Genomic DNA, 23,695 nt, shown 5'->3' with positions numbered 1-23,695 from the left:
CTCCCCCGTCAGTGCCGGGCGCGGGTGCGCGGGTCGATCAGGCCGTAGAGCAGGTCGACGATCAGGTTGGCGCCGAGCACGGCCAGCGTGATGAAGAGGAAGACCCCCTGCATGAGCGCATAGTCGTTGTTCGTCACGGCGCCGAGCAGGCGCCCGCCGATCCCGGGGTAGGAGAAGACCTGCTCCGTGATGACCGAGCCGGAGACCACGAACCCGAGGGAGATGGCGAACCCGGCCACGGAGGGAAGGGCGGCGTTGCGCGCCGCGTAGGAGCGTCGGATCTTTCTCGGTGCCAGGCCCTTGGCCTCTGCGGTCAGGACGTAGTCCTCCGACAGGGTGGAGACCATCATGTTCCGCATTCCGAGCAGCCACCCGCCGATCGACGCCAGGACGATGGTCAGGGCGGGCAGGATCGCGTACTGCACCGCCGAGAGGATGAACTCCGTGTTCCAGCCGGGGGTGAGCGCGACGTCGTAGCCGCCCTGCAGCGGCAACCAGCCGAGTACCCGGGCCAGCAGGTAGGTGAGGATCAGGGCGAGCCAGAAGTACGGGATGGCCGCCAGCAGCGTCGTGGCCGGGACCAACGAGTCGAGCCAGGTGCCGGGGCGCCACCCCACGATCGCGCCGAGGAGCACCCCGAGCAGCGCGGCGAGGACGGTGGCGACCCCGACGAGCACCAGGGTCCAGGGCAGCGACCCGAGGATCACGTCGGAGACCTTGGCCGGGTAGTAGCTCACCGAGACACCGAGGTCGCCGTGCGCGAGGTTCTTGAGGTAGTTCAGGTACTGGCTCCACAGGGAGCCCGTGTCGTCACCCCCGAGGAGGAGCGTGTACGCCTTGCGCGTCTCCGGGCTGACCGAGCCGCCCCGCTGCTGGAGCTTGGCCAGCAGGATGTCGACGGGGTTGCCGGGCAGGAGGCGCGGGATGGCGAAGTTGAGGGTCAGGGCGGCCCAGAGGGCCACCACATAGAAACCCAGCTTGCGAAGGAAGTAACTCACAGCAACGCTCTCTCCTCGGGGCGACGTCTGGGGCGGTCAGCTCTGGGGCTTGAGCCGCTTGAAGATCTCCGCGGCGTCGAGGGATGACCACACCGCGGGGAAGGCGTACAGGTCCTGGTCCGAGGGCCAGCCGCTGAACTTCGCGGTACTCCACACGCTCGTCGTCCCGCCGGTCAGGACCGGGACGTACGGCATGTCCCGCACGACCGCCTGCTGGATGGTGTCGAAGTAGGGCTGCCGGGCCGCCTGGTCGTCGAGCGGGAGCGCGGCCAGCTTGTCGAGCGCCGCGTCGACCTCCGGGTTGGTGTAGCGGGAGAAGTTGTTTCCGGCTGACTTACCCACCTTGGCTCCGGTGTTGGAGTCGAAGAAGTAGGTGTAGAGGTAGAACGGATCCGGCGCGGGGCCCTGCCCGAGCGAGTCGATGACCAGCTGGAAGTTGCCGGATCCCTTCTTCTCCGTCCACTCGTTCCAGGAGGACTGGGCGGCTTGCAGGTCGATTCCGGCGGCCTTGGCCTGCGAGGCCATCGTGTCGATCGCGGTGATGTAGTCCGTCCAGCCGGTGACGACCTCGACTGTCAGAGACAGCCGCTGGCCGCCCTTGGCGTAGATGCCGTCGGCGCCCTTGACCCAGCCGGCCTGTTCCAAGCTCTGCGCGGTCTTCTGCGGTTCGGCGGCCATGGGCGCCACCTTCTCCGTGAGGGCGGCGGAGGCGAACTGGTCCTGGCTGGGGGTGAGCGTGAAGGCGGGGGAGATCGCGCTGGCGGTGTCCTGGAACGCCAGTTTGTTGAGCTGCGTCCGGTTGAGGGCGGCGTAGAGGGCGTGCCGGACGGCGGGGTCGGTCTGCGGGCCCTTGCAGCCCATCTGCACGCTGGAGCAGGTGGCGAGCACCATCTGGTTCTGCCACTGGGTGTACGCGTCGTACTTCGGGAAGTTCTTCTTGGTGTTCTTGATGTCGGGGATCGGCCCGGTGAACCAGTCGACAGTGCCGGCCGCGATGCCGTCCGCGCCGGCCTGGTTGCCCGACAGCGCGACGAAGCGGATCTTCTTGACCTTCGGTTCGCCGCCCCAGTACTTGGGGTTCGCCGCATAGGTGAAGGCCTGCGGCTTGAACTCGCCGATCAGGTAGGCGCCGGTGCCGATGGGCTTCTCGACGACGTCCTGGGTGGGGTTGATGGTCTTCCACAGGTGCTCGGGGACGATCGGCACGGTGCCGAGCAGGTCGGGGCCCTTGACGAAGGCGGGTGCCTTGAACGTGAAGGTGACATGGGTGTCGTCCACCGCGGTGGCGGTGCCGTCGAAACCGATGTTGTTGATGGCCGCGTTGCTCTTCAGCAGGCCGAAGGTGAACGCGACGTCCTTCGCGGTGAAGGGTTGACCGTCGCTCCACGTCACCCCGTCGCGCAGGGTCACCGAGAGGACGGTGCCGTCGGTGTTCCAGGACTGCTGGGTGCCGAGCAGCGGCACGAGGTCGGACACCTTGGCCTTGTTGACGAAGAACAGCGTCTCGTAGGTCGCGCCAAGGCCCCCGATCCGGGACGGCGAGAATGGGTTGAAGTTGATCTGGTAGTCGCCCGATTGACCGGTGTAGGCCACGAGCGTGGCCTCCGAGCCGGCGGACGTGGTCCCGCCGGAGCAGCCGGTCAGCACGAGGCCGAGCGCGGCTGCGCCGGCGAGCGTCGCAGCGCGGCGCGACATGCCGGTGAGAAGAGACATCTTGGTCCTTTCACGCGGGGGGCGATGCTCGCCCGCCATGGCCCAGGAAGGGCATGACATGTATTCTTAAGCGACTAAATTTACTCAGTCAATGCATGGGGCGAATTGATCTCGATAAGTTCTCGCTCCGGAACCGACGGCCAGCTGACCCCAGCTACCCGGCCCCGCCCCGGCGACCATCAGGGACGGGCCACCCCGCCGAGGATTCGCGGCACCCTTCACATGCACCATGAGCAGCGGATACGCCTGGACTGTCGGCGGTTTCCGCCCGAGCGGACGCTGCCACCGGGCATGCCGCCGTCGTCCAGCCCGACCACACCGCACCGATCCCGACCCATCGGCCTCCCCGGGCCGGCGAGGTCGCTCTCGTCGACCCTTGCGCTATTTAGTTGACCGGATGAACATATGAGCGGGAGTGATCAACCCGGCTCCAGCTCCCGATCGGATACCAGGAGGGCTTTGGCATGCTCCGCAAGGACGATGGCCGCGTCACCACGGCCGGGCGAATGCTCGATCTCCTGCGCACCCGCGGCACGCTCAGCCGGGTGGAGCTCGCCGAACTCTCCGGCCTCACGCAGGCCAGGATCACCCATGTGGTCCGCCGTCTGCTCGACGGGGGCCTCGTGCGCGAGGTGGGTCGTGAGCAGCAGGGCCGGGGCCAGCCCCGACGCCTGCTGGAACTGGAGGCCGATGCCTGGTACGCCGTCGGCGTCCAGTTCGACCGCACCACGACGACGATCGTCGTGATCGACTTCGCCGGCCGGCGGGTCGCGACCGCAGGCTTCCGCGGCACCGGGACCAGCGGGCCGGATTCGGCCGTCTCCACCCTGGCCGACCAGGTCGACGACCTGGTACACCGCACGGGCGTGCCGCGCGGGCGGGTCCTCGGCGTCGGCCTGGTCACCCACGGGCCTCAGGACCGCGAGCGCGGCATGCTGCTGATGGCCCATCCCACGCCCGACTGGCTCCAGTATCCCCTGACGTCGACACTGTCGAACCGGCTCGGTCTACCCGTCCTGCTGGAGAACGACGCGACGGCAGCGGCCACCGGCGAGCAGTGGTCCGGCACGGTGCCGACCGACACGTTCGGGCTCATCTATCTGGGCTCCGGCCTGGGTGGCGGCATCGTGGCGGACGGCAACGCCTACCGCGGTCGCGCCTCGAACGCCGTCGAGATAGGGCACGTGGGGCTCATGGGCGCCAGCGCCCCCTGCGTCTGCGGCAACCGCGGCTGCGCCGAGGCCGAGGCGGGCCCGCGCACGGTCGTCGCGCAGGTGCTCGCCCGCCCCGACCTCGCCGAGCGCCTCGGCATCAAGGCCCACGAGGAGAACACCCTCGCCGACTTCGGGCGCGTCGTGCGCGGCTGGCAGGCGGGCGACCCGGACGCCACGACGATCCTCCAGCAGTCCGCCCGCTGGATCGGTCGCACGGCGGTGACCATGGTAAACCTCTTCGATCTCGACACCGTCGTGCTGGCCGGACCCGCCCTCATCAGCGCCGGCCCGCTCTACCAGCAGTTCATCGAGGCGGAGCTGACCCGCCACGCGCTCAGCCGAAAGCTCAGCCGACCCCGCGTCCTCCTGTCCGCCAACGTGGACACCGCCGCCGCCATCGGCGGCGCCCTCCACGTCCTGCGCAGCGTCGCCGTGGAGCACATCGCCAGGACGCCCGCCTGACGTCCCCACCCACCCCGCCCGGTCCCGCCCGACGAGAGCCAGGAGAGAGATGTCGTCTCCACGCACCCCCGTACCGCACACCGCCTGGACAGCACTGCGCCGCGACGGCGTGGCCATCATCCTCGCCCATCCCGCCACCGGCCTGCCCGCCGTCCTGCACTGGGGCGCCGACCTCGGCCCGCTGGAGGCCGGCGACCTCGACGCCCTGGACCTGGCCACCAGCCGGCAGACGACGCCCGGCACGCTGGACGCCGCCTGGCGCCTACCAGTCGTGCCCGAGGAAGCGAACGGCTGGTCCGGCCGACCGGGTCTGCTCGCCACCCGCGACGGCCGTCCCCTCTATCCGCGCTGGTCGTCGCAGGTCGAGCACGAGGATTCCGGGTCCGTGCGCATCACCGCTACCGACGCCGTCGCCGGCCTGACCCTGCGCATCCGGGTGGAACTCGGTGCCGGCGGGCTGGCGCTCCTGCAGCACGAGCTGATCAACGACGGTGCCGGGGAGGTGGAGGTGGCATGGCTGGAGGCGACGCTCCCGGTGCCGAAGACCGCCGACCACCTCACCGCCTTCTCCGGGCGTTGGACCCGGGAGAGGTCGCCGCTCACCACGGCCATGCCCCGGGGGACGACCACCCGCGAGTCGCGCCGCGGCCGTGGGGGGCACGACGCCCCATGGGTGACGATCGCGTCGATCGGGTCACCGCGCAACCGCCGGGGTGAGGCGTGGGCGGTCCACCTCGGTTGGAGTGCCGACGTCCGTCACCGCACCGACCGGGTCACGGAGCATGTCACGCTGCTCGGCGTCGGCGAGCTGTTGCGACGCGGGGAGGTGCGCCTGGCTCCCGGCGAGTCGTACCGCACCCCCACGGCGTACTTCGCGTGGTCCGCCGCGGGTCTCGACGGCATCGCGGAACGCTTTCACACCTGGACACGGGCGCGGCCCCAGCATCCCCGTACCCCCCGGCCGCTCGTGCTCAACACGTGGGAGGCGGTCTACTTCCAGCACGACCCCGCCCGCCTGGAGCAGCTCGCACACCGCGCCGCCGCCGTGGGCGTGGAGCGCTTCGTGCTCGACGACGGCTGGTTTCTCGGCCGCCGCGACGACACCGCAGGGCTGGGCGACTGGCAGGTCGACCCGACGGTGTGGCCGCAGGGCCTCGAACCTCTGGCAGACCTCGTCCACTCACTCGGCATGCAGTTCGGGCTGTGGTTCGAGCCCGAAATGGTCAACCTCGACTCGGAGTTGGCCCGCGCGCACCCGGACTGGCTGCTCGCCAACCCGGCGTCGGTTCCGTCGCCCGCGGGGCTGTCCTTCCGCACCCAGTACGTGCTCGACCTGGCCCATCCCGAAGCCTGGGAGCACGTGCGGGCGCACATGTCCACGCTGATTGGCGGGCTCGGCATCGACTTCATCAAGTGGGACCACAATCGGGACCTGGTCGAAGCGGTCCATGACGGGGTACCCGGCACGCACGCGCAGACGCTCGCCACGTACCGGCTGATCGAGCGCCTCAGAACCGACCACCCGGGCCTCGAAATCGAGTCGTGCTCCTCGGGCGGGGCACGCGCCGACCTCGGCATCCTCGAACGCACCGACCGGGTGTGGGCGTCGGACTCCAACGACCCCGTCGAGCGGCAGGACATCCAACGCTGGACGGAACTCCTGCTGCCACCGGAGCTCGTCGGCGCTCATGTGGGCCCCTCGCCCGCACACTCGTCGGGTCGCGCCACCACCCTGTCCTACCGCATGGCCACCGCCCTGCAGGGCTCGGCAGGGTTCGAGTGGGACATCGTGGGGTGTACCGACGAGGAGGTCGACGCGATCACCGCGTTCGCCGACCTCTACAAGGAGCTCCGCGGGTTGTTGCACACCGGCACCGTGGTGCACCCGGACGTACGCGATCCGGCGCTGCGGGTGCGCGGCGTGGTCGCCCCCGACCGGGGCGAGGCGCTGTTCACCGTGTGCACGGTCAGCTCGTTCGAGGAGGCGCTGGTCGAGCGGCTGCGGCTGGACGGTCTGGACCCGGAGCGCCGATACTCGGTGCGCCTCCGCGACGAGATCGGCGCGGCGCAGTGGGGATGGGCAACCCCGGCGTGGGTGGGCAAGACACCGGTCGTCGTCCCGGGCCTGGTGCTCACCGAGGTCGGCCTGCAGCTACCCGCCCTCTGGCCGGTACAGGCGCTCGTGCTGCACCTCACCGCAGTCTGACGACCGCAGCGGCAATGCGTTCTGTGGTGGGCTCTGCCGCATCGCCGTGCCGGTCGACCCTCTTGAAGAAGCCTGGTGGCGTGAAGGAGGACATGATGGACGATCCGACGACGCTGACGAACAAGATCGCCTGGGAGACGGCGTCACAGAAGCATGTACGCGAGTACGACGATCTGTTGGCCCAGGCAGCGACCGGTGACTCGCTCATCGACATCGAGCGCGACCTGCTGCGGGATGTCCTGGCCCATGCGCCCGAGGTGATCCATCTTCAGAGCGGCCACGGCCTGGACGACCCCGCGCTCGTGTACGCCGGGGCCAGATCCGTGGTCGGCGTCGACTACAGCGAAGTCGCCGTCGATGCGGCGCAGCGGCGAGCCGACGAACTCGGCGTGGCATGCCGGTACATCGCCGCCACGGTGCCACAGCACGTACCCTTGCCGGACGCCAGCGCCGACCTGGTCTACACCGGGAAGGGCGCGCTGATCTGGATGCCCGACCTGGACGCGTGGGCCAACGAGGTGGTCAGGCTGCTACGACCCGCCGGGCACCTGTTCGTCTACGAGGCACATCCGGCAGTACCGCTGTGGACGTGGGACACCGACCAGCCCCGGATCCGCCCCGACCGCAGCTACTTCGCCACCAGCCACGTCAACGACACCTTCCCCGGCAACGGCGCGGTCGAGTGGCAGTGGAACCTCGGTCAGATCATCACCGCGGTGGTGGCCGCCGGCATGGAGGTCCTGCACGTCGGTGAGTATGCCGAGCCGTTCTGGCGGGCGGGCGGTGTCAGCGCCGCCGCATGGGACGGCCGACTGCCGAACTCCTTCTCCCTCCTCGCTCGCCGGCGAGCGTCACCGCCTCGACTCTCCACATCGACCCACTTGACTTAATCATGTTAATGAATAAAGCTCCGAGGTGCGCTCCCATCGACGCTCCCCGCTAGTTCAGGAGAGCATCAATGACACCTCACCCTGTCCTGCCGGCGTCGGCGTCAGCCGACTCGCCGGTGGCCGCCAGCCTGCCTGCGGCCACACTTCCCCGCCTCGGCCGCGACCATCTGCTCACCGTGACGCGGTAGGGAGTCCCCGATGTCGCGAAAGACCCTTCGGTACGCGGCGCTCGCCGCGATCACCACGACCCTGGCGCTCACGATGGCGCTCCCCGGCACCCCTGTGCGGTCGGCCCCCCACCAGTCGGCGGCGGCGGCGACCAGGATCATGCCGCTGGGCGACTCGATCACCGCGGGCCCCGGCTGCTGGCGCGCCCTGCTCTGGAACCAGTTGCAGACCGCCGGCTACTCGAACATCGACTTCGTCGGCAGCGCCTCGGATGGCGGAAGCTGCAACTACGGCTTCTCCTACGATGCCGACCACGAGGGCCACGGTGGCTTCTCCGCCGTCGGCATCGCCGGCAACAACCAGCTCCCGCCCTGGTTGAGCGCGGCACGGCCGGATGTGGTCGTGATGCACCTGGGCACGAACGACCTCTGGGGCGGCTGGCAGTCCATGGACACGATCCTCGCCGCGTTCACCAAGCTGGTCGGGCAGATGCGGGCGAACAACCCCAGCATGAAGATCATCGTCTCGCAGATCATCCCGCACCACGGCTGCGCCACCTGCCCCGCCGACACCATCACGCTCAACAACCGGCTCCCCGGCTGGGCCGCCGGTCTCACCACCGCCCAGTCGCCCATCGTCGTCGTGGACCAGTGGACCGGCTTCGACGCGGCCACGGACACCGGCGACGGGGTGCACCCGAACGACTCGGGTTTCCGCAAGATGGCCAACCGTTTCCACCCCGCGCTCGCGCGGGTGCTCGGCGGCACCCCACCGCCCACCTCGCCGCCGGGCCCGACCCCCTCGGCCACCCCGACCCCGTCACCGTCGACACCCCCGCCCGGCAACGGACGGTGCACGGCGACGTACCAGGTGGTCTCCCAGTGGTCCGGAGGATTCCAGGGCGAGGTGAGCATCCGCAACGGCTCGACGGCGACCACATCGACGTGGACCGCAACGGTCAGCCTCGGCAGCGGCCAGCAGGTCTCGCAGGCATGGAACGCCACGGTCACGCAGGCCGGCACGACGGTCACCGCACGGAACGTGAGCTGGAACGGCGGCCTGACACCGGGTGGCACGACCAGCTTCGGCTTCCTGGCGTCCTCGACCGGCAGCAACCCGACACCGGTGGTCAACTGCGCGGTCAGCTGACCACCAGCGGGGGGCTCAGGCACCGGACGCCGCGCCACCCGATCGCACGATCAGTCATGTCCGTACCCGGACCGCCCTGGCCGTGGTCGACGCCGGAGAAGGTCGTCAGGCCCCCGTCGACCGTGAGCCGAACGCGGCGAAAACGATCCTCAAGGAGAACTGCTGTGACGAAAAAGTGGTGTTATGCCCTAATCGCCTTCCTGGCGATCCTGGCCCCGTACCTCCTCGTTCAGCCGTCGGCGAGCGCGGCGGCATCCACCCGGGTCATGCTCCTCGGTGACTCGATCACCGGTTCGAACGGCTGTTGGCGGTCGCTGCTCTGGCAACACCTCCAGTCCTCCGGATACCCCAACGTCGACTTTGTCGGAACATTGCGGAACCCGTACTGCTCCGGCACCTTCGACGCCGACAACGAGGGCCACGGCGGCTTCCTCGCGACAGGAATCGCCGACGGCAATCTCCTTCCCGGATGGCTGTCCGCCACCAGACCGAATGTCGTCGTGATGATGCTCGGCACCAACGACGTCTGGAGCAACAAGGGAACTCCGGCGATCCTGAGCGCGTACACAAAGTTGCTGGCGCAGATGCGGGCCAACAACCCGGACGTCAAGGTGCTCGTCGCTCAGATCCTGCCGATGGCCCCGGCAGGGTGCGGCAACTGCAACGCCAACGTGCAGAGCTTGAACGCCGGCATTCCCGGGTGGGCCGCGACCAACAGCACCAGCAGGTCCCCCGTCCGGGTGGTGGACCAGTACACCGGCTTCAATCCGGCGCAGGACACGGTCGACGGCGTGCACCCGAACGACACCACCGGCATTCGTAAGATCGAAGCGAGGTTCTTCCCGGCGTTGACCCCGCTGCTGGGAACCTCCACCCCGACCTCCCCGTCGCCGACCGCGCCGAACGGGTTCCCGTACTGCGCCAGCGCCGCCAGCGACCCGGACGGTGACGGCTGGGGCTGGGAGAGCAACCGGTCCTGCGTGGTCCGGGGTGGCCGTGCGGACAGCGGCACGCCGACTCCCAGTGCCACCGCGCCGAACGGGTTCCCGTACTGCGCCAGCACCGCCAGCGACCCGGACGGTGACGGCTGGGGCTGGGAGAACAACCGGTCCTGCGTGGTCCGGGGCAGCCAGGCGGATCACTGATGAACCGCCAGCGAACCGTGAACCGGCTCCGCGCCATCGCCGTCGGGACCGCGAGCATCGTCGCAGTCGTCCTCGGTGCGCTGACAGTGGCACCGCCCGCAGCTGCCGCCTCGCTCCAGGAGATCACCAACTTCGGCACCAATCCGAGCGGGGCACGGATGTTCCTGTACGTCCCGGCGAGCGTCAAACCCAATCCGGCAGTCGTGGTGGGGGTGCACTGGTGTCACGGCACCGCACAGGACTTCTACGGCGGCACCAGCTACGCATCGCTGGCCGACCGGTACGGCTTCGTCGTCATCTATCCGTCGGCCCCCAGCAGTGACGGATGCTGGGACGTCCACTCGACCGCATCACTGAGCCACAACGGTGGCGGCGACTCCCTCGGCATCGTGTCGATGGTGAACTATGTCAAACAACGGTACGCCGCGGATCCGGGGCGCATCTTCGTGACGGGTCACTCGTCCGGCGGCATGATGACCAATGTGCTGCTCGGCGCCTATCCTGACGTATTCCGTGCGGGATCGGCGTATGCCGGCGTGCCGTTCGGGTGTTTCGCCGGCACCAGTTCGTGGAACACCGCCTGCGCCAACGGACAGGTCATCCGGTCGGCCCAGCAGTGGGGTGACGCGGTGCGCGCCGCATATCCCGGCTATTCCGGCACCCGGCCACGGGTGCAACTGTGGCACGGCACCAACGACGACACCCTGCGCTTCCCCAACTTCGGCGAAGAGATCAAGCAGTGGACCAACGTGCTCGGCGTCAGCCAGACGCCGACGTCCACGGAACAGAACCAACCCCGATCCGGCTGGGTCCGCACCCGCTACGGCAATGGTGTCGAAGCGATCCAGGAGACCGGCCAACCGCACAACCTGCAAATCCTCGCGGACGACACCATCCACTTCTTCGGTCTTGACACCCCGACCACCCCGCCGCCCTCGACGGCCGGTGCGATCGTCGGTACCGCCTCCGGCCGCTGCGTGGACGTGACCAACGCCTCCCAGGCGAACGGCACCGCGGTGGCGCTCTGGGACTGCAACGGCGGATCCCACCAGCGATGGGAACGCACCGGCGCGGGACAACTGCGGGTGTACGGCAACAAGTGCCTGGACGCTGAGGGCGGTGGCACGTCCCCCGGCACGAGAGTGATCATCTGGGACTGCACCAGCGGTGCCAATCAACGGTGGAACGTCAACACCAACGGCACGATCAGCGGCACACAGTCCGGCCTGTGCCTGGACGCCGAGTCGGGCGGGACCGCCAACGGCACCCGGGTGATCCTGTGGACCTGCTCCGGCGGGTCGAACCAGCGATGGAGCATCCGCTGAGATCGAGGCAGGGCCGGCAAGCCCGCCGCGACGACGATTCGGGACACCGGCCCAGCCGCCACGTCCGCGCCCACGGGCCGGACGTGGCGGCTGCCCGGCAACGGCACGCGGGGTGGGTTTCGTAGTCGCGGGCCAGCCGGCGGTGGGCGGTCAGCCAGGCCAGGGTCCGTTCTACCGCCCAGCAGCAGCGATGCACGACGAATCCTTGCTGGTCGGCGGGTTTCCGGACGATCTCCAGGGTGGTACGCAGGAGGTCGCGGGCCCAGTCGACCAGCCGGCCGGCGAACCCTAAGTCGGCGAACACATGCCGGAACGACCTCGATCGCCGCATAACATCAGACCGGATCCCGCGAGGGCCATCTCTTACACCACCAGCGCGGACGCGACCCTACCCCCCGCTCCCGGGGAGGCCTCCCACACCGGGGCAGTAGCGTCTGCGGTGAACATGCGTGACTGTTGAGGCTCGACGGTTTCGGGGAGGGGCGACCGGTGGCTGATGACGCCCCGACGCCGGCCCACCTATCGAAGGTGCTCGACGGCCTTGCCGAGAACCCGGCCCTGCCCACCGGCTTGGTCCGCCGCTTGGTGCGCTACCGGGGCGGCTTCGGTCACGTCGCCACCCGCGCCGACCTGACCCTGGACATAATCGAGGAGATCCTCGCCTCGGACCATCACTGGCTGCTGCACTCACTCGCACTCAACCCGCGAATGCCGAACAACGCCCGGAGGCGGTTGGCCGCGCACGCCGATCCCGCCATCCGGGCTGCCCTGGCCGCTGGCGCCCGTGACGCATCCCGCGACGTGTACGAGCGACTCGTCGACGATCCGCACACGCAGGTGCGCACCTACCTTGCCGAACGCGACGATATCCCGGCCTATCTGCTGGCCCGGCTCGCCACCGATCCTGACCCTCAGGTCCGGACCACGCTCGCACGGTGGTGGACGCAGGCACCCGAGACGACCCGGCGGATCCTCCTCACCGACCCCGTCGACGAGGTCCGCGCAGCCGCCTGCGCGACCTACTACGCGCGGTCACCACACCCGGTGCCGCCCCCCGACCTCGTGACGGGACTACTCGCCGACCCGGTCACCCGCGCCGGAGCAGTACGCCACGCGATCCTCACCCCGCAACTGGCCGCACAGCTGGCCGGTGACCCCGACCACCAGGTTCGCCGCCAGCTCGCCGAACACCCGCAGCTCCCCCCACCAGTACGGGACCTCCTCACCGACGACCCCAGCGCGAACGTACGCGTCGGTATCTTCGGCCGCCGGGACACGCCCGAGCCGGCACGCCACCGGATCTACGAGGACATCCAGCAGGGTGAGCGCACACTGACCGACCTGCTCGACGACGACCTCGACGACAATTCCCTGTTGCAGCAGGTCGAAGACGACATGGCCCTCGCCGAACTGCGGCACCTGCGGCTCGACTGGGTCACCGCAGACCCACTGCCACACCTGTCCTCGCCCTACATCTGCTTCCGTCGCTCCGCGGCACGGAACCCGGCGCTGCCGGCCGACGCGGTCATCCGGCTCCTCAACGACGACGACAGTGGCGTACGCACGACCATGGCCACGCACGCCCCGCACCTGGTTGATCCTGCGACGGCCGAGCGCATCGACCGTGAGTTCCGGCCGGAGAAGAAGACGAAGTGGCGTCCGGCCGACATCCTCACGTTCCCGCCGCAGACCCTGCGCCGGCTCGCCACCGACCCGGACCCACGGATGCGATGCCTGGCACCCCGAGACGTCGACCTACCCGTCGAGCTGGCCGAACGTCTGGCCACCGATCCCGAGAGTAGGGTCCGCCGCGCCGTCGCCGAACACCCACACCTGCCAGTCCACGTGCGACGCGCCCTGCTCGCAGATCCAGACGAGTGGGTAGCGCACGCAACCGCCACAGCACCCACACTGCCAGTGACCGAAATGGACCAGCTCCTCACCCTCGCAGGCATCTGACCGGAAACCTCGGCGGACCGAGACGACTTGAACCCACGAGAACCTCTTGTCGAGCCCTCTTCAGGACATGTCATTGGTTGTCAGCACCCCGGACGCTCGCCGACGTCCTTGACGGACTCGGCCGAAGTGAGAAGGCGGCAGATCTGCGCAGGCTGCTCGACGAGGAAACCCAGTAGGCCGTAGACCGGAAGCAAGACGACACGCGACTTCACCGCCGGCTGACGTCCACCACAGCTGCGTAGTCCGGGTCAGGCGGGAGGTTCCATCCCGAGGCGCTGGTAGATGGCCCGCGCCTCCCGCAAGTGCTGCTCGCCGCGCTCGCCGTGCCCGAGCTCGTGTTCGATGCGGCCGAGATGGTGCAGGTCGCTTGCCTGCATGGCGAGGTCGTTCATCTCGCGGTGCATGGTGAGCGCGTCGCTGAGGTGGGTGAGCGCCTCATCGTACTGCTTGCCCGCGACGAAGGCCTGGCCCAGGCAGCTCAGTGTCATCGCCTCGCCCCAGCGGTCGCCGATGTCGCGGCGGATGGTCAGGGCGACGGTGAAGTGGTGACGGGCCGCGGCGAGGTCACCGTCGGCGAGGTCCTCCTCGCCGAGGTTGCACATGGTGATCGCTTCGCCCCAGCGGTCGCCGATCTCCCGGCGGATCTGCAGTGACCGCCGCAGGAACTGTCGGGCGAGACGGCTCTGGCGCATGTCCCCGTAGACGGCGCCCAGGCCGTTCAGCGCCTGGGCCTCTCCCCTGCGGTCCGCGGTGCGTCGGCTGATCCGCAGCGCGGCGTGGTGGCACTGCCGGGCCTCGGCGAATCGGCCGAGTTCCCGGTGGGCCGTGCCGAGGCTGCTGTGCATGGTGAACTCGGCAGAGGTGTCCTCGCACGCCTGGGCACAGGCCAATCCGACGCGATGGGTGGCGATCCAGTCGTCCCAGTATTTTCCCAGGTGGAACAGTCCCCAGAGCAGGTTCGCCAGCCGCCAGCCGGTGGCGTACTCGCCGGTGTCGTGCGCGAGGCGTACGACTGCGGTGAGGTTGTTGCGTTCGGTCTCCAGCCAGCTGAGGGCTTCCAGGTGCCCCCCGAAGCAGGGCAGTTCGTCCAGGGGTGACACCGGTTCGGGGAGGGGCGTGCGTCGCCGGTGCGGGGTGACGAGGACGTCGGCGGACGCCGCCGCGTACAGGTAGTAGGTGAGTAGTCGGCGGATCGCCCGTTGCCGGCCGGCTTCGCTCTCGTGGGTGGCTGCCAGCTCGCCGGCGTAGGCGCTGAGCAGGTCGTGCATGGCATAGCGGCCCATGGTGTGTTCGGTGACCAGGTGGGATCGGGCGAGGTCGGTGAGGACGTGCCGGGTGTGGAGGGCGGGCCGGCCCGCCAGGTGCGCGGCGGCCGACACGGTGATGTCGGTGCCGCCGTGCAGGCCCAGGAGCCGGAACATCTGGGCGACGGGCGCGGACAGTCGTTGGTAGGACCAGGAGAGCACCGAGCGCATCTGGGTAAACTGGTCCCCGCCGTCGACGGCGTCGAGCCGGCGTCGGGTGTCGGTCAGCTCGCCGGAGAAGGTGGACAGCGGGAAGGTCGGGTGCGCGGCGGCCCGGGCCGCCATGATGGCCAGCGCCAGGGGCAGTCGGGCACAGCAGGCGATCAGGTCGCTGACCGCCTGCGGATCGGTCGTCAGCCGTTCCGCACCGAGCCGGCCGGTGAGCAGTTGCTGGGCTTCCTCGACGGAGAACAGGTCGAGGGTGAACGGGCGGGCGCCCTCGACGGCGACCAGGCTGGTGAGTTCGTTGCGGCTGGTGGCGACGACCATGCAGCCCCCGCCGCCGGGCAGCAGCGGCCGGATCTGGTCGGTGGCCCGGGCGTTGTCCAGCACGATGAGCATCCGGCGCTCGGCAAGCAGGCTCCGGTAGAGACTGGCTCGTTCCTCCACGTCGGCGGGAATCTGTTCGGCGGTGACGCCGAGGGCGCCGAGGAGCGAACGCAGCGCGGTAGCCGCGGGCAGTGGTTGCCGGTGCGGATCGAAGCCGCGCAGGTTGACGAACAACTGTCCGTCCGGAAAGGCCGTGGCGGCGCGGTGCGCCCAGTGCACGGCCAGCGCGGTCTTGCCGATGCCGCCGGTGCCGTGCAGGACGGCGAGGGCACCGCCCTGGGCGGCGGCGTCCTCGGCCAGGGTGTCGAGTTCACGGAGGATCGGTTCGCGTCCGACGAAGTGCCGGACCGGCGCGGGAAGCTGCCGGGGAGCGGTCCTGCGGGGTACGGCGGCCGGGGTGGCGGGGGCCGCGTTGCGCAGGATGCCGGCGTGCAGTTCCTGCAGGGTCGTACCGGGGTCGAGTCCCAGTTCCTCGCCGAGGTGGTGGCGGAGCCGGTCGTAGGCCCGCAGCGCCTCACTGCGCCGGCCAGAGGCGTGCAGTGCCAGCATGAGCAGCCCGACCATGCGTTCGCGCAGCGGGTTGGCCGCCACGAGGTGCAGCAGTTCTCCGATGATCTCGTTCTGCCGGCCCTGGCCGAGTTCGAGTTCGAGGCAGGTCTCGAGCACGGCCAGTCGCTGTTCGTCGAGGCGGCTACTGCCGGCTTCGATGACGCGGCCCTTGATGCCCGCCAGGGCAGGGCCACGCCAGAGCGCCAACGCGTCGCGTAGACCCGACGCGGCGTCGGCGACCCGGCCGACCGCGGCCTGGTCGGTGGCCACCGCGACGCTGGTTTCAAAGACCTGCGCGTCGAGTTGCCCAGCCTCCAGCCGAATGTGGTAGCCGGTCGGTTCGGCGACGATCGGGTGCTCGCCCTGGTCGCCCGCCAGGCGGTGGCGCAGCTGCGAGACGCAGTTCTGGAGCTGCCGGACGGCGGTGGCGGGTGGCGAGTCGTTCCACACCGCGTCGACGAGGTGGTCGCGGCTGACCATCCGGTCGGGCGACAACAGCAGAACGGCAAGGATCCGGCTCTGACGCCGGTCGAGGAGACAGGGCCGCCCCTGGCCATCGACAGCCCTCAGCGCGCCCAGGATCCGGTACCTCATGCTGCCCCCAGCCGCATGGCAACCCGATGAGTGGATTTTAAGTTGATCAATGTGATCGTCACAAGTCGAACCCATCGGTAACGTCTGCGCCCGCCCGCATTCCTGATGCCGATGAAGAAACGCGTGCCGTTTCGATGAACCCCTCCGCTGATCCTGGGCATATGAAAACCGTGGTCGAAGCGCTCGTCGCCAACGCCGACCCGCGCGCCACCCTCACCGTGACCGGGACCGACGCCCGGTCCGACACCCGTCACACCTGGGCCGAACTGCACGACCAGGCCCGACGCATGGCCGGCGTCCTCGCCACCCACGGCATCGGCCCGGGTAGCCGGGTCAGCCTGCTCGGCGACACCACGGCTCCCCTGATCGCCGCCCTGCGAGCGGTGTGGCTACGCGGTGCCGCCTTCACCGTGCTGCCCCTGCCCGGCCGCACCGAACGACAGCCGTACCTCGCCCAACTGCGCCGGATCCTCGCCGACGCCCGGCCGGACCTGGTGATCGTCGACCCCGCAGTGGTCTCCGACGCCCCGCCGGAGCTGACCGGGCCGTCCGGCGCGGAGGTGCTGACCCTGGCCGATCTGGTCACCGGGGCCGCCCCGACGCCACCGGCAGAGGTGGTGCGCCCCGGACCGGACGATCTCGCCATCCTCCAGTACACCAGCGGCTCGACCAGCCACCCGCGGGGAGTACCCATCACCCACCGCAATCTTGCCGCCAACCTGGCCGCCATCGAGGCAGCCATGGGTCGGCAGGCCCTCGACCCGACGTGTGCCCGATGGCTGAGCTGGCTTCCACTCTTTCACGACATGGGTCTCATCGGCTTCCTCGCCCTGCCGATGTCACGCGGGTGCCCGCTGGTCCTCCAGCCATCGACGGCCTTCGCGGCCCGACCGGCCAGTTGGCTCGAGCTGATCAGCCGACACCGGGCGACCTGCACAGGCGCACCCAACTTCGCCTTCGGGCTGATGACCCACCTGCTCGAGGCGGACCTCGGGGCGGACCTCGGTTCACTGCGTCACGTCTTCTCGGGCGCCGAACCGATCGACCCGGTGACCACCCGACGTTTCCTCACCGCCGCGGCACGCCGGGGCCTCGACCCGGACACAATGATCGCCGCGTACGGTCTCGCCGAGTCGACGCTGGCGGTCAGCTTCTCCAGGGTCGGCACCGGAATCGCCGTTGACGAGGTCGACCGCGAACTGCTCGAGCGGGACGGCCGAGCGGTACCCACCCCGGGGGCGTACCCCCTGACCCGCCTCGGGCGGGCGGTGCCCGGAACCTCCGTCCGGGTGGTGGACCGGACCTCCGGCGCACCCGTCGACGAGCGGGCCGTCGGGCACATCGAGGTGTCCGGGCCGTCGGTCACCAGCGGCTACTGGGGTGAGGCACCCCGGCCGTCGCCCTGGCTGCAGACCGGGGACCTGGGCTACCTGACGGACGGGGAACTGGTCGTCTGCGGACGGGCCAAGGACGTGCTGTTCGCGGCGGGACGCAACATCCATCCGCAGGACGTTGAGGCGGCTGCCGCACACGCGACCGGCGTACGGGCCGGCGGCGCCGCCGCGTTCGGCGTACCGGCCCGCCACGGTGAGCGTCTCGTCGTGGCGGTCGAGACCCGGCTCGCGGGCGTCGTCGACGTGCGCCGGGCGGTGACCGTCGCCGTCACCGCGCACGTGGGCGTCACCCCTGCGCAGGTGGTGACGCTGAGCCCCGGCGGCCTACCGAGGACATCGTCGGGAAAGCTGCGCCGGGCCGAGACCCGACGCCGCTACCTCGCCGGTGACCTCACCGGACCTGACCTCCCCGGCACCGGCGACAACCCCGTCACCCGTGGCCTCGACACCACCGACGACCGCACCGCGACCCCCGCACCCCCCGCATCCCTCGCATCCCTCGCATCCCTCGTGGACAGGAGCACCCGATGACGACCGGCGACAATGTCGTACCCGCCCGCGCGGAACTCGCGACACTGCTGGACGTGCCGGCGGAGTCGCTCATCGACCGGGTCTCGCTCCGCGACGAACTGGCCCTCGACAGCCTGGCCCAGATGCGTGTGCTCACCTGGCTGCAGAGCCGGGGCGTCCGGATCGCCGTCGAGGCGGGACTACCCAAGACGGTGGGCGAGTTGTTGGCGCTCGTGGACAGGGCGCCCCGGTTCTCCGTTCAGATCGGTGGCGGCGGTGGAATGTCGGGGCTTCCCACCCGGCTTGCCCGCACGACTCCACCCGACCCGCTGGTACCCGTCCTGGAGACACCCGTGTTCCGCCTGATGCCAGTCACCCCGGACGACGTCGGTTTCCTCTACGCACTCGCCGTACGACCGGAGACGGGTTTCCGCTGGCGCTACCGGGGATCGGTGCCGCCGATAGAGCGTTTCAACGCCGAACTGTGGAACCAGGTGCTGTTGCAGTTCGTCGTACGCCGGATCGAGAACGACGAACCGGTCGGGCAGGTCGTGGCCTACGGCGACGAGCTGAGCCTGCGACACACCTACGTCGGTGCCGTGTTCCACCCGGCCGTCACCGGTACCGGGCTGGCGGCTCAGGCGGTGGCGTTGTTCGCCCGCCACCTCTTCCACACGTTTCCCCTCAACAAGATCTACCTGGAGATACCGGGAATCAACTGGCCACAGGTGCAGAGCGGGCAGAACCACCTGTTCCACGTCGAGGGGGTGCTGCGTGAGCACGACTACTACGCGGGCCGCCTCTGGGACAAGTACATCTGCGCGCTGTACCCGGAGGACGTCACCGGCGACGGACTCCTTTTCGAAACCGGCAGACAACACAGAGAAAGGCAGGTGGGACGTGCGGACTGACAGTGTCCGGCAGCGGACCCTCGGAGCCATGGTCACCATGGGGATCCTCACCGCGCTGGCCCCCGCCGGCGCGGCGCAGGCCGCCCCGGCGGTCACCGACGAGTCGAGCGGCGTCAACCAGAACGTTCTGAAGATCGGCGTCAACACCGCCACCGGCGACCGGGTCGTCCAGGCGGCCTACGACGAACTCAACAGCAACCACACGCTCGAAACCCCGATGGGCTCCAACTGCAACTTCTACTCCAACCACTGGGGCAAGGGCTGCCAGGCATGGTGCGCCGACTTCCTCAAGTACGTCTGGAAGAACGCCGGCGTCTACGCCTGGGAGAACCTGAACTCCGAGGCCGGCACCGCCGCGCGGTACGGGAAGTTCTTCGGCACCTGGCACCCGGGCACCACGTCCGGCATCTACCCCGGTGCCGCGGTGACCTACAACTCCTCCGGTGACCCGACGGTCGACTCCGACCACGTCGGCGTCTACGTCGGCGTGGTCAACGGCACCCAGAAGGTGGTCTCCGGCAACTTCCAGAACCAGGTGTACAAGCACAACCTGCACTACGGTGGCGCCCCGTACGCAGGCTGGACCGGTGTGGGCTGATCTTGCACAGTCGGGCGGGCGCACCCAGCGCGGTGCGCCCGCCCGGCCCGACCACGAGGGAACCGCATGAGAAGAACCTGCCTGCCCCTGCTGCTCGCCGTGGCACTCACCCCACTGGGCGGATGCACCGACCCGGCCACCCCACAGGCCGCCTCCGAGGCTGCCCCGACGGAGACCGCCGCCCCGCCGATAGCCGTCCTGTGGCTCGGCCAGCAGGCCGCGATCGACCTCTGGGGAAACGGTCAGGCCAGCGTGACCGTGACCGCGGCGGTTCTGTCCCCACCGGCCGCCGGCCGGGAGAACCTGGTCGTCACCGTGGACATCAGGCTGTTGAAAGCCGGGAAACCGGTCACCGCAGGACCGGAGAACTTCATCTTCCGGGACACCGCCCAGGCCACGCATCCGGCACAGGTCAGCGCCCAGGTCGCCGCACCCCAACTGACGTCCACAGCCTTCACCACGGCCGGGCAGGCGTCACACGGCCGCGTCTACTTCGACGTGCCGACAGGGACAGCCAACGGCGGCCACGTCCAGCTCGTGACCGGCAAGCTCGTGCACGCCATGTGGCAGATCGGGAAGCAGCGGCCCACGGGATAGGCCGGCGGCGAACCCGACCCGGGTGGGGCGCTCGCGGCTCGGCGCGGCGGGCGGGGCCGTCACACCAGCCGCGCGGCAGGTACAGGTTCCGCCGACGAGGGGTCGACCCGCCGGGGGTGGCGTAGGTGAAGAACACCATCCCCATGAGGTTCTTGCCGTAGGCCCACCAGATGCGGCCAGCAACGCCATCATGATCTCCACCCCGGCACCCCACCCGATTAGACCGTGTATCGACGTAGGTGGTGATTGATGAGGGCGCAGTGCTTCGGCGATCGATAGCGGCGGTGTCTCGCGTAGACAGCTGACGATGTGCGCAATGAGGACCAGGTGCCCGTGCAGCGGTAGCGACCGGAGTGACCCCGAAGCGATCGAGGAAAGACAATATTCAGTTGCGGTGTGATTGCTTCCGATGACACTACGCTGCAAGGATCGAACCCATCGGCGGCAACCGCCGCCGGGTCGGTACCGCACCAGTCCGGGAGAGTCGACGTCATGGTTCGTGGGTCCATCCGCGCTCTGCTGATCACCGCCGCCGTCTCCGCAGCGGGCCTGACCGTGGCCGCACCCGCGCAGGCCACCCCCGCGCCACCGGGCCGGCAGATCAGCACCACCACCACGCAGATCACGGTGACCAGCTTCTACGCCCTCTCCGACCGGGAGATCCAGGTGCACGGGACGGTGACCTGCACCCAGCCCACCGGCACCGCCCACGTGCTCTCCACCGTGGTGCAGCTGATGCCGTTCCGGTTCGGCGCGGGCGAGGTGGACGTGCCCTGCACGGCCGGGCCGGTCGCCTGGCAGGTCACCGTCGATGTCGCCGAGGGCTGGGACCCCTTCCGGGAGGTCACGGTGAACGGCCTGATGACCGACGACCACGGCGGCTCCGCGTCGACCTCCGTCCACGGTTGGGCATAGCCGGCAACCGCCTCCCCGCAGCCCCCGGCCGTCGACCGCTTCAGGCGCCAGCCGACGGCACCGGCGGTCGGCGGGCACGGCGCAGGAAGCAATGGGACAGATCAGCACCAGTCGGTGCCGCGTCGGCGTCGAGCGCGTGCAGGTCGGCTCGGGTGCCTACCGAGCTAGCTTCTCCGCGCAACGGCTTTGAGTGGAGGCCCAGGGCGCGCTCCACACCGAGAGGTCAGGCACCGATCGGGGTGGTCATCCGTCGGTTGCGTGTCGGGCGGCCTGGTGCGCGGCGACGGCGGCCTGCCGGCGGGCGCTGGCCTCCGCGATGACCTGAGCGACCCGGTCGGTCCGGCGCAGCGGGTTCTGGCGCGGCCGGGGCACGGATGCCGGGTAGAAGCCGTGGGCACCGTCCGGCTTGGGTCGGGCGGGGTCACTCTCGATCAGGTGGGTCGGTTGGCTTGGGGCGTCGAAGGTGGAACCGGGGTTGGTGCCGGCGACGCGTGCGGGCGTAACAGCAAGGTCCGTACGAACGGCGTTCTTCTTCCTGGGTTGTCTCGCTCCTCGTTGTTCCTCCTGGTTCCTCTGCCACCCGGTTTCCGGGGGACGTGAGGACGGTTGCGGGGGACGTGGCGGATCTTGGTTCCCGGTGCCGTCCCCCGTTTCCTGGGGGACGTGGGGGGGTGTCGGGCATCTCGCTCGTCATCGCACCACCGGTTGAATCCGCCCCTGACTGCTGGTCGGTGGTGCTGACATCGTCCGGTACGGCTTCGATGCCGTTGATCGCGGCGAGCATTCCGTCCATCGCGGTGCGGCGGGCTCCGACGTCACCGCCCGGCGGCTGCTTCACCTCGCCCGCGTTTTCCAAGATCGGGGTAAGAGCTGCAGCGATCTGCGGGTCGAGTGGCAACGCCATGCGTGCCCCCCAGATAGGTGCAGGGGTCAGCGGGGCGGGCCAACGATGACGTTTCCGTATTCTGCGGCGATTGCCGGGTTCGGCGTGATCTTGAAGTCCGGCGGGCGAGGGGTGGACTTGTCCCGCCCGGATGCGCGGAACATGCCCTCGATGCCGGCCGGCGTATTGATCATCAGCAGGTCGGCCCGGTCGGAGGTGATGCGGTACGCATGTGGGACGCCTTTGGGTAGGAACACCACGCCACCCTCGGCCACCTCGTATTCCTGGTCGTCGTACCAGACCAGGGCGGTGCCCTTGATCAGCATGAAGACCTCGTCCTCGCGGGTGTGCGTGTGGTAGGGCGGCGCCTCACCTTTGCTGACGTCGAAACGGCCCATCATCAACTGGCCGTCGGTGGCCTTGCCGTCGAGCAACATGGCGAGCGTTCCGCCGTCGAGCCACTCCAGTTGTTGCTGCTGTTCGGGCTGCGCTAGGTAGAGCATGCTCATGTCGGTCTCCTTGCCTGAAGCACCGGGCCGGCGCGGCAAGCCACCAGCTTAGACGGAGGAAACCGTCCGGATAAGTCTAGCGTCGGACGTACGGTTCGCCACTCCGGGGCGGCATGCCGGCGAGATAGACGTCTGCCGTCCGTCGTGCGACGAGGTCCCAGTCCGTGATGTTGGGCAGCGGCTGGGCCAGCATCGTCGCCATCAGGATGAGGTCGAGGGGAGTCAAGCCGCTCTGGATCGTGCCGTCCGCGACCCCTCGGCGCAGGATGTCCTCAAGTTCTCGGCGGACGTCCTCGCGAAGTCCGGCCGCTTCGGCGCTGGCCACCGCAGGGCCGCCGCGCAGTGGGAGGATCAGCTGGTCGCGGTGTTCGATCATGCGGTAGAAGTAACCCCGCACCGCGTCGAGCGCGGTCGCGGCGTCGCCGACCGCATCCCGGATCGCCTCGAGGACAACCCGCAGGGACCGTATGACCAATCCATCCAGCAATGCCGCACGGTTCGGGAAGTGGCGGTAGAGGGTGCCGATCCCGACCTCAGCCTCGGCCGCCACCGTCGCCAGGGGCACCTGCAGGCCGTCGCGGGCAACGACCACCGTCGCCACGGCGAGAATCCGCTGCCGGTTCTCCACGCCGTCGCTACGCTCGGCGCGCAGCCTCGACCGTTCTCGCCTGTCATCGGGCACGGCAGGAAAATACCGCAGAAACCCCTGATGAGCAGACACGAACTGGAATTCGTCAACCGGCGCCGGACTGACGAGGATCCCGGATGCGACCGGTGGGGTCATGATGGTCTCGTACTCGATAGGTCAACCGGGCTACGAAACGGGACCTAACTGGACGTTTCCTTCACCTTCGCGCCAGTGTGACCGATTGGCGCCCCGGCCTTGGCGGGGCAACATGTCCCACTCGGGCCAGAATAGCCCCATCCCACCCGGCTCCACCCTGACCGGAAACGCAGCATTTCACCCCGGGATCGTGTCTGGTTCACATTCGGCTATACATCGACGGACATGACGTCCGCCGACCCGGTGCCACGGCACCGTACGCCTGAATCATGACCGCGCGACGAGCCTATCCGTCCGACCTATCCGACGCCCGATGGGCCCTGATCGCACCCCGTCTGACCGCATGGCGGCAGGCCCGCACCGACGCCG

The 23,695-nt window shown here is 69.4% G+C and carries 18 protein-coding genes and 1 pseudogene; 13 read left to right on the top strand and 6 right to left on the bottom strand.

Annotated features, from left to right (window positions below):
• Positions 1–8 precede the first annotated feature (8 nt).
• Both GA0070216_RS31480 and GA0070216_RS31475 read right to left on the bottom strand, forming a co-directional pair.
• Entirely contained in the window at positions 9–998 is a 990-nt protein-coding gene (locus GA0070216_RS31480) for an ABC transporter permease (protein ID WP_091253816.1), read from the bottom strand.
• A 36-nt stretch (positions 999–1,034) separates the two neighbouring features.
• Positions 1,035–2,711 (bottom strand): ABC transporter substrate-binding protein, encoded by a 1,677-nt coding sequence (locus GA0070216_RS31475; RefSeq protein WP_091253812.1) that lies wholly within the window; start codon positions 2,709–2,711, stop codon positions 1,035–1,037.
• A 464-nt stretch (positions 2,712–3,175) separates the two neighbouring features.
• Here GA0070216_RS31475 and GA0070216_RS31470 point away from each other — a divergent pair, with 464 nt between their 5' ends.
• The 7 genes from GA0070216_RS31470 (at position 3,176) to GA0070216_RS31440 (ending at position 13,229) form a co-directional block, all read left to right on the top strand.
• Positions 3,176–4,387, top strand: coding sequence for an ROK family transcriptional regulator (locus tag GA0070216_RS31470; RefSeq protein WP_091253809.1), 1,212 nt, complete (start codon positions 3,176–3,178; stop codon positions 4,385–4,387).
• Positions 4,388–4,436: 49 nt separating this feature from the next.
• Positions 4,437–6,593, top strand: coding sequence for an alpha-galactosidase (locus tag GA0070216_RS31465; protein ID WP_091253806.1), 2,157 nt, complete (start codon positions 4,437–4,439; stop codon positions 6,591–6,593).
• Between the two features lie 80 nt (positions 6,594–6,673).
• On the top strand, positions 6,674–7,483 hold the full coding sequence (locus GA0070216_RS31460) for a class I SAM-dependent methyltransferase (protein ID WP_218108339.1): 810 nt from the start codon (positions 6,674–6,676) through the stop codon (positions 7,481–7,483).
• A 198-nt stretch (positions 7,484–7,681) separates the two neighbouring features.
• Positions 7,682–8,800 carry a cellulose binding domain-containing protein gene (locus GA0070216_RS31455; RefSeq protein ID WP_091253802.1) on the top strand — a complete coding sequence of 373 codons (1,119 nt, stop codon included), beginning with the start codon at positions 7,682–7,684 and terminating at the stop codon, positions 8,798–8,800.
• Positions 8,801–8,964: 164 nt separating this feature from the next.
• Positions 8,965–9,945, top strand: a complete 981-nt coding sequence (locus GA0070216_RS31450; RefSeq protein WP_245722864.1) for a GDSL-type esterase/lipase family protein — start codon at positions 8,965–8,967, stop codon at positions 9,943–9,945.
• Positions 9,945–11,270 carry an extracellular catalytic domain type 1 short-chain-length polyhydroxyalkanoate depolymerase gene (locus tag GA0070216_RS31445; RefSeq protein WP_091253798.1) on the top strand — a complete coding sequence of 442 codons (1,326 nt, stop codon included), beginning with the start codon at positions 9,945–9,947 and terminating at the stop codon, positions 11,268–11,270. The genes GA0070216_RS31450 and GA0070216_RS31445 overlap by 1 nt, the downstream gene beginning before the upstream one ends.
• 489 nt (positions 11,271–11,759) lie before the next feature.
• A complete protein-coding gene (locus GA0070216_RS31440; RefSeq protein ID WP_091253795.1) occupies positions 11,760–13,229 on the top strand; it encodes a hypothetical protein in 1,470 nt (489 codons plus the stop codon).
• 248 nt (positions 13,230–13,477) lie between these two features.
• Here GA0070216_RS31440 and GA0070216_RS31435 read toward each other — a convergent pair whose 3' ends face one another.
• On the bottom strand, positions 13,478–16,225 hold the full coding sequence (locus GA0070216_RS31435) for an AfsR/SARP family transcriptional regulator (RefSeq protein ID WP_176739235.1): 2,748 nt from the start codon (positions 16,223–16,225) through the stop codon (positions 13,478–13,480).
• A gap of 161 nt (positions 16,226–16,386) precedes the next feature.
• On the opposite strand from GA0070216_RS31435, the gene GA0070216_RS31430 reads away from it, so the two are divergent.
• From GA0070216_RS31430 to GA0070216_RS31410, 5 genes are all read left to right on the top strand, one after another.
• On the top strand, positions 16,387–18,150 hold the full coding sequence (locus GA0070216_RS31430; RefSeq protein ID WP_176739234.1) for an AMP-binding protein: 1,764 nt from the start codon (positions 16,387–16,389) through the stop codon (positions 18,148–18,150).
• On the top strand, positions 18,147–19,040 hold the full coding sequence (locus tag GA0070216_RS31425) for a GNAT family N-acetyltransferase (RefSeq protein ID WP_091253786.1): 894 nt from the start codon (positions 18,147–18,149) through the stop codon (positions 19,038–19,040). Before GA0070216_RS31430 ends, GA0070216_RS31425 begins: the two co-directional genes overlap by 4 nt.
• Positions 19,030–19,638, top strand: a complete 609-nt coding sequence (locus tag GA0070216_RS31420) for a hypothetical protein (protein ID WP_141723263.1) — start codon at positions 19,030–19,032, stop codon at positions 19,636–19,638. The genes GA0070216_RS31425 and GA0070216_RS31420 overlap by 11 nt, the downstream gene beginning before the upstream one ends.
• 66 nt (positions 19,639–19,704) lie before the next feature.
• Positions 19,705–20,235: a hypothetical protein gene (locus GA0070216_RS31415; protein WP_091253780.1), complete on the top strand. Its 531-nt coding sequence runs from the start codon at positions 19,705–19,707 to the stop codon at positions 20,233–20,235.
• 492 nt (positions 20,236–20,727) lie between these two features.
• Positions 20,728–21,150 (top strand): hypothetical protein, encoded by a 423-nt coding sequence (locus GA0070216_RS31410; RefSeq protein ID WP_091253777.1) that lies wholly within the window; start codon positions 20,728–20,730, stop codon positions 21,148–21,150.
• 243 nt (positions 21,151–21,393) lie between these two features.
• Here GA0070216_RS31410 and GA0070216_RS36315 read toward each other — a convergent pair whose 3' ends face one another.
• The 3 genes from GA0070216_RS36315 to GA0070216_RS31400 all read right to left on the bottom strand — a co-directional run bounded on the left by GA0070216_RS36315 (position 21,394) and on the right by GA0070216_RS31400 (position 23,326).
• Positions 21,394–21,522 (bottom strand): hypothetical protein, encoded by a 129-nt coding sequence (locus tag GA0070216_RS36315; protein WP_281190484.1) that lies wholly within the window; start codon positions 21,520–21,522, stop codon positions 21,394–21,396.
• 558 nt (positions 21,523–22,080) lie between these two features.
• Positions 22,081–22,542: a cupin domain-containing protein gene (locus GA0070216_RS31405; protein ID WP_091253775.1), complete on the bottom strand. Its 462-nt coding sequence runs from the start codon at positions 22,540–22,542 to the stop codon at positions 22,081–22,083.
• Positions 22,543–22,618: 76 nt separating this feature from the next.
• Positions 22,619–23,326, bottom strand: a complete 708-nt coding sequence (locus GA0070216_RS31400; RefSeq protein ID WP_091253771.1) for a TetR/AcrR family transcriptional regulator — start codon at positions 23,324–23,326, stop codon at positions 22,619–22,621.
• Positions 23,327–23,595: 269 nt separating this feature from the next.
• Here GA0070216_RS31400 and GA0070216_RS34175 point away from each other — a divergent pair.
• Positions 23,596–23,695, top strand: a pseudogene (locus GA0070216_RS34175) (IS5 family transposase); the annotation flags it as partial.

The sequence above is a fragment of the Micromonospora matsumotoense genome (assembly GCF_900091525.1).
In the GTDB taxonomy this organism is placed as follows: domain Bacteria; phylum Actinomycetota; class Actinomycetes; order Mycobacteriales; family Micromonosporaceae; genus Micromonospora; species Micromonospora matsumotoensis.
This window is presented reverse-complemented; position numbering and strand designations above follow the sequence as displayed.

Coding starts and splice junctions, on each gene's coding strand:
- GA0070216_RS31405 (WP_091253775.1), bottom strand. CDS start 22,542: ATGAGCATGCTCTACCTAGCGCAGCCCGAACAGCAGCAACAACTGGAG.
- GA0070216_RS31430 (WP_176739234.1), top strand. CDS start 16,387: ATGAAAACCGTGGTCGAAGCGCTCGTCGCCAACGCCGACCCGCGCGCC.
- GA0070216_RS31475 (WP_091253812.1), bottom strand. CDS start 2,711: ATGTCTCTTCTCACCGGCATGTCGCGCCGCGCTGCGACGCTCGCCGGC.
- GA0070216_RS31465 (WP_091253806.1), top strand. CDS start 4,437: ATGTCGTCTCCACGCACCCCCGTACCGCACACCGCCTGGACAGCACTG.
- GA0070216_RS31415 (WP_091253780.1), top strand. CDS start 19,705: ATGAGAAGAACCTGCCTGCCCCTGCTGCTCGCCGTGGCACTCACCCCA.
- GA0070216_RS31425 (WP_091253786.1), top strand. CDS start 18,147: ATGACGACCGGCGACAATGTCGTACCCGCCCGCGCGGAACTCGCGACA.
- GA0070216_RS31445 (WP_091253798.1), top strand. CDS start 9,945: ATGAACCGCCAGCGAACCGTGAACCGGCTCCGCGCCATCGCCGTCGGG.
- GA0070216_RS31470 (WP_091253809.1), top strand. CDS start 3,176: ATGCTCCGCAAGGACGATGGCCGCGTCACCACGGCCGGGCGAATGCTC.
- GA0070216_RS31400 (WP_091253771.1), bottom strand. CDS start 23,326: ATGACCCCACCGGTCGCATCCGGGATCCTCGTCAGTCCGGCGCCGGTT.
- GA0070216_RS31435 (WP_176739235.1), bottom strand. CDS start 16,225: ATGAGGTACCGGATCCTGGGCGCGCTGAGGGCTGTCGATGGCCAGGGG.
- GA0070216_RS31410 (WP_091253777.1), top strand. CDS start 20,728: ATGGTTCGTGGGTCCATCCGCGCTCTGCTGATCACCGCCGCCGTCTCC.
- GA0070216_RS31455 (WP_091253802.1), top strand. CDS start 7,682: ATGTCGCGAAAGACCCTTCGGTACGCGGCGCTCGCCGCGATCACCACG.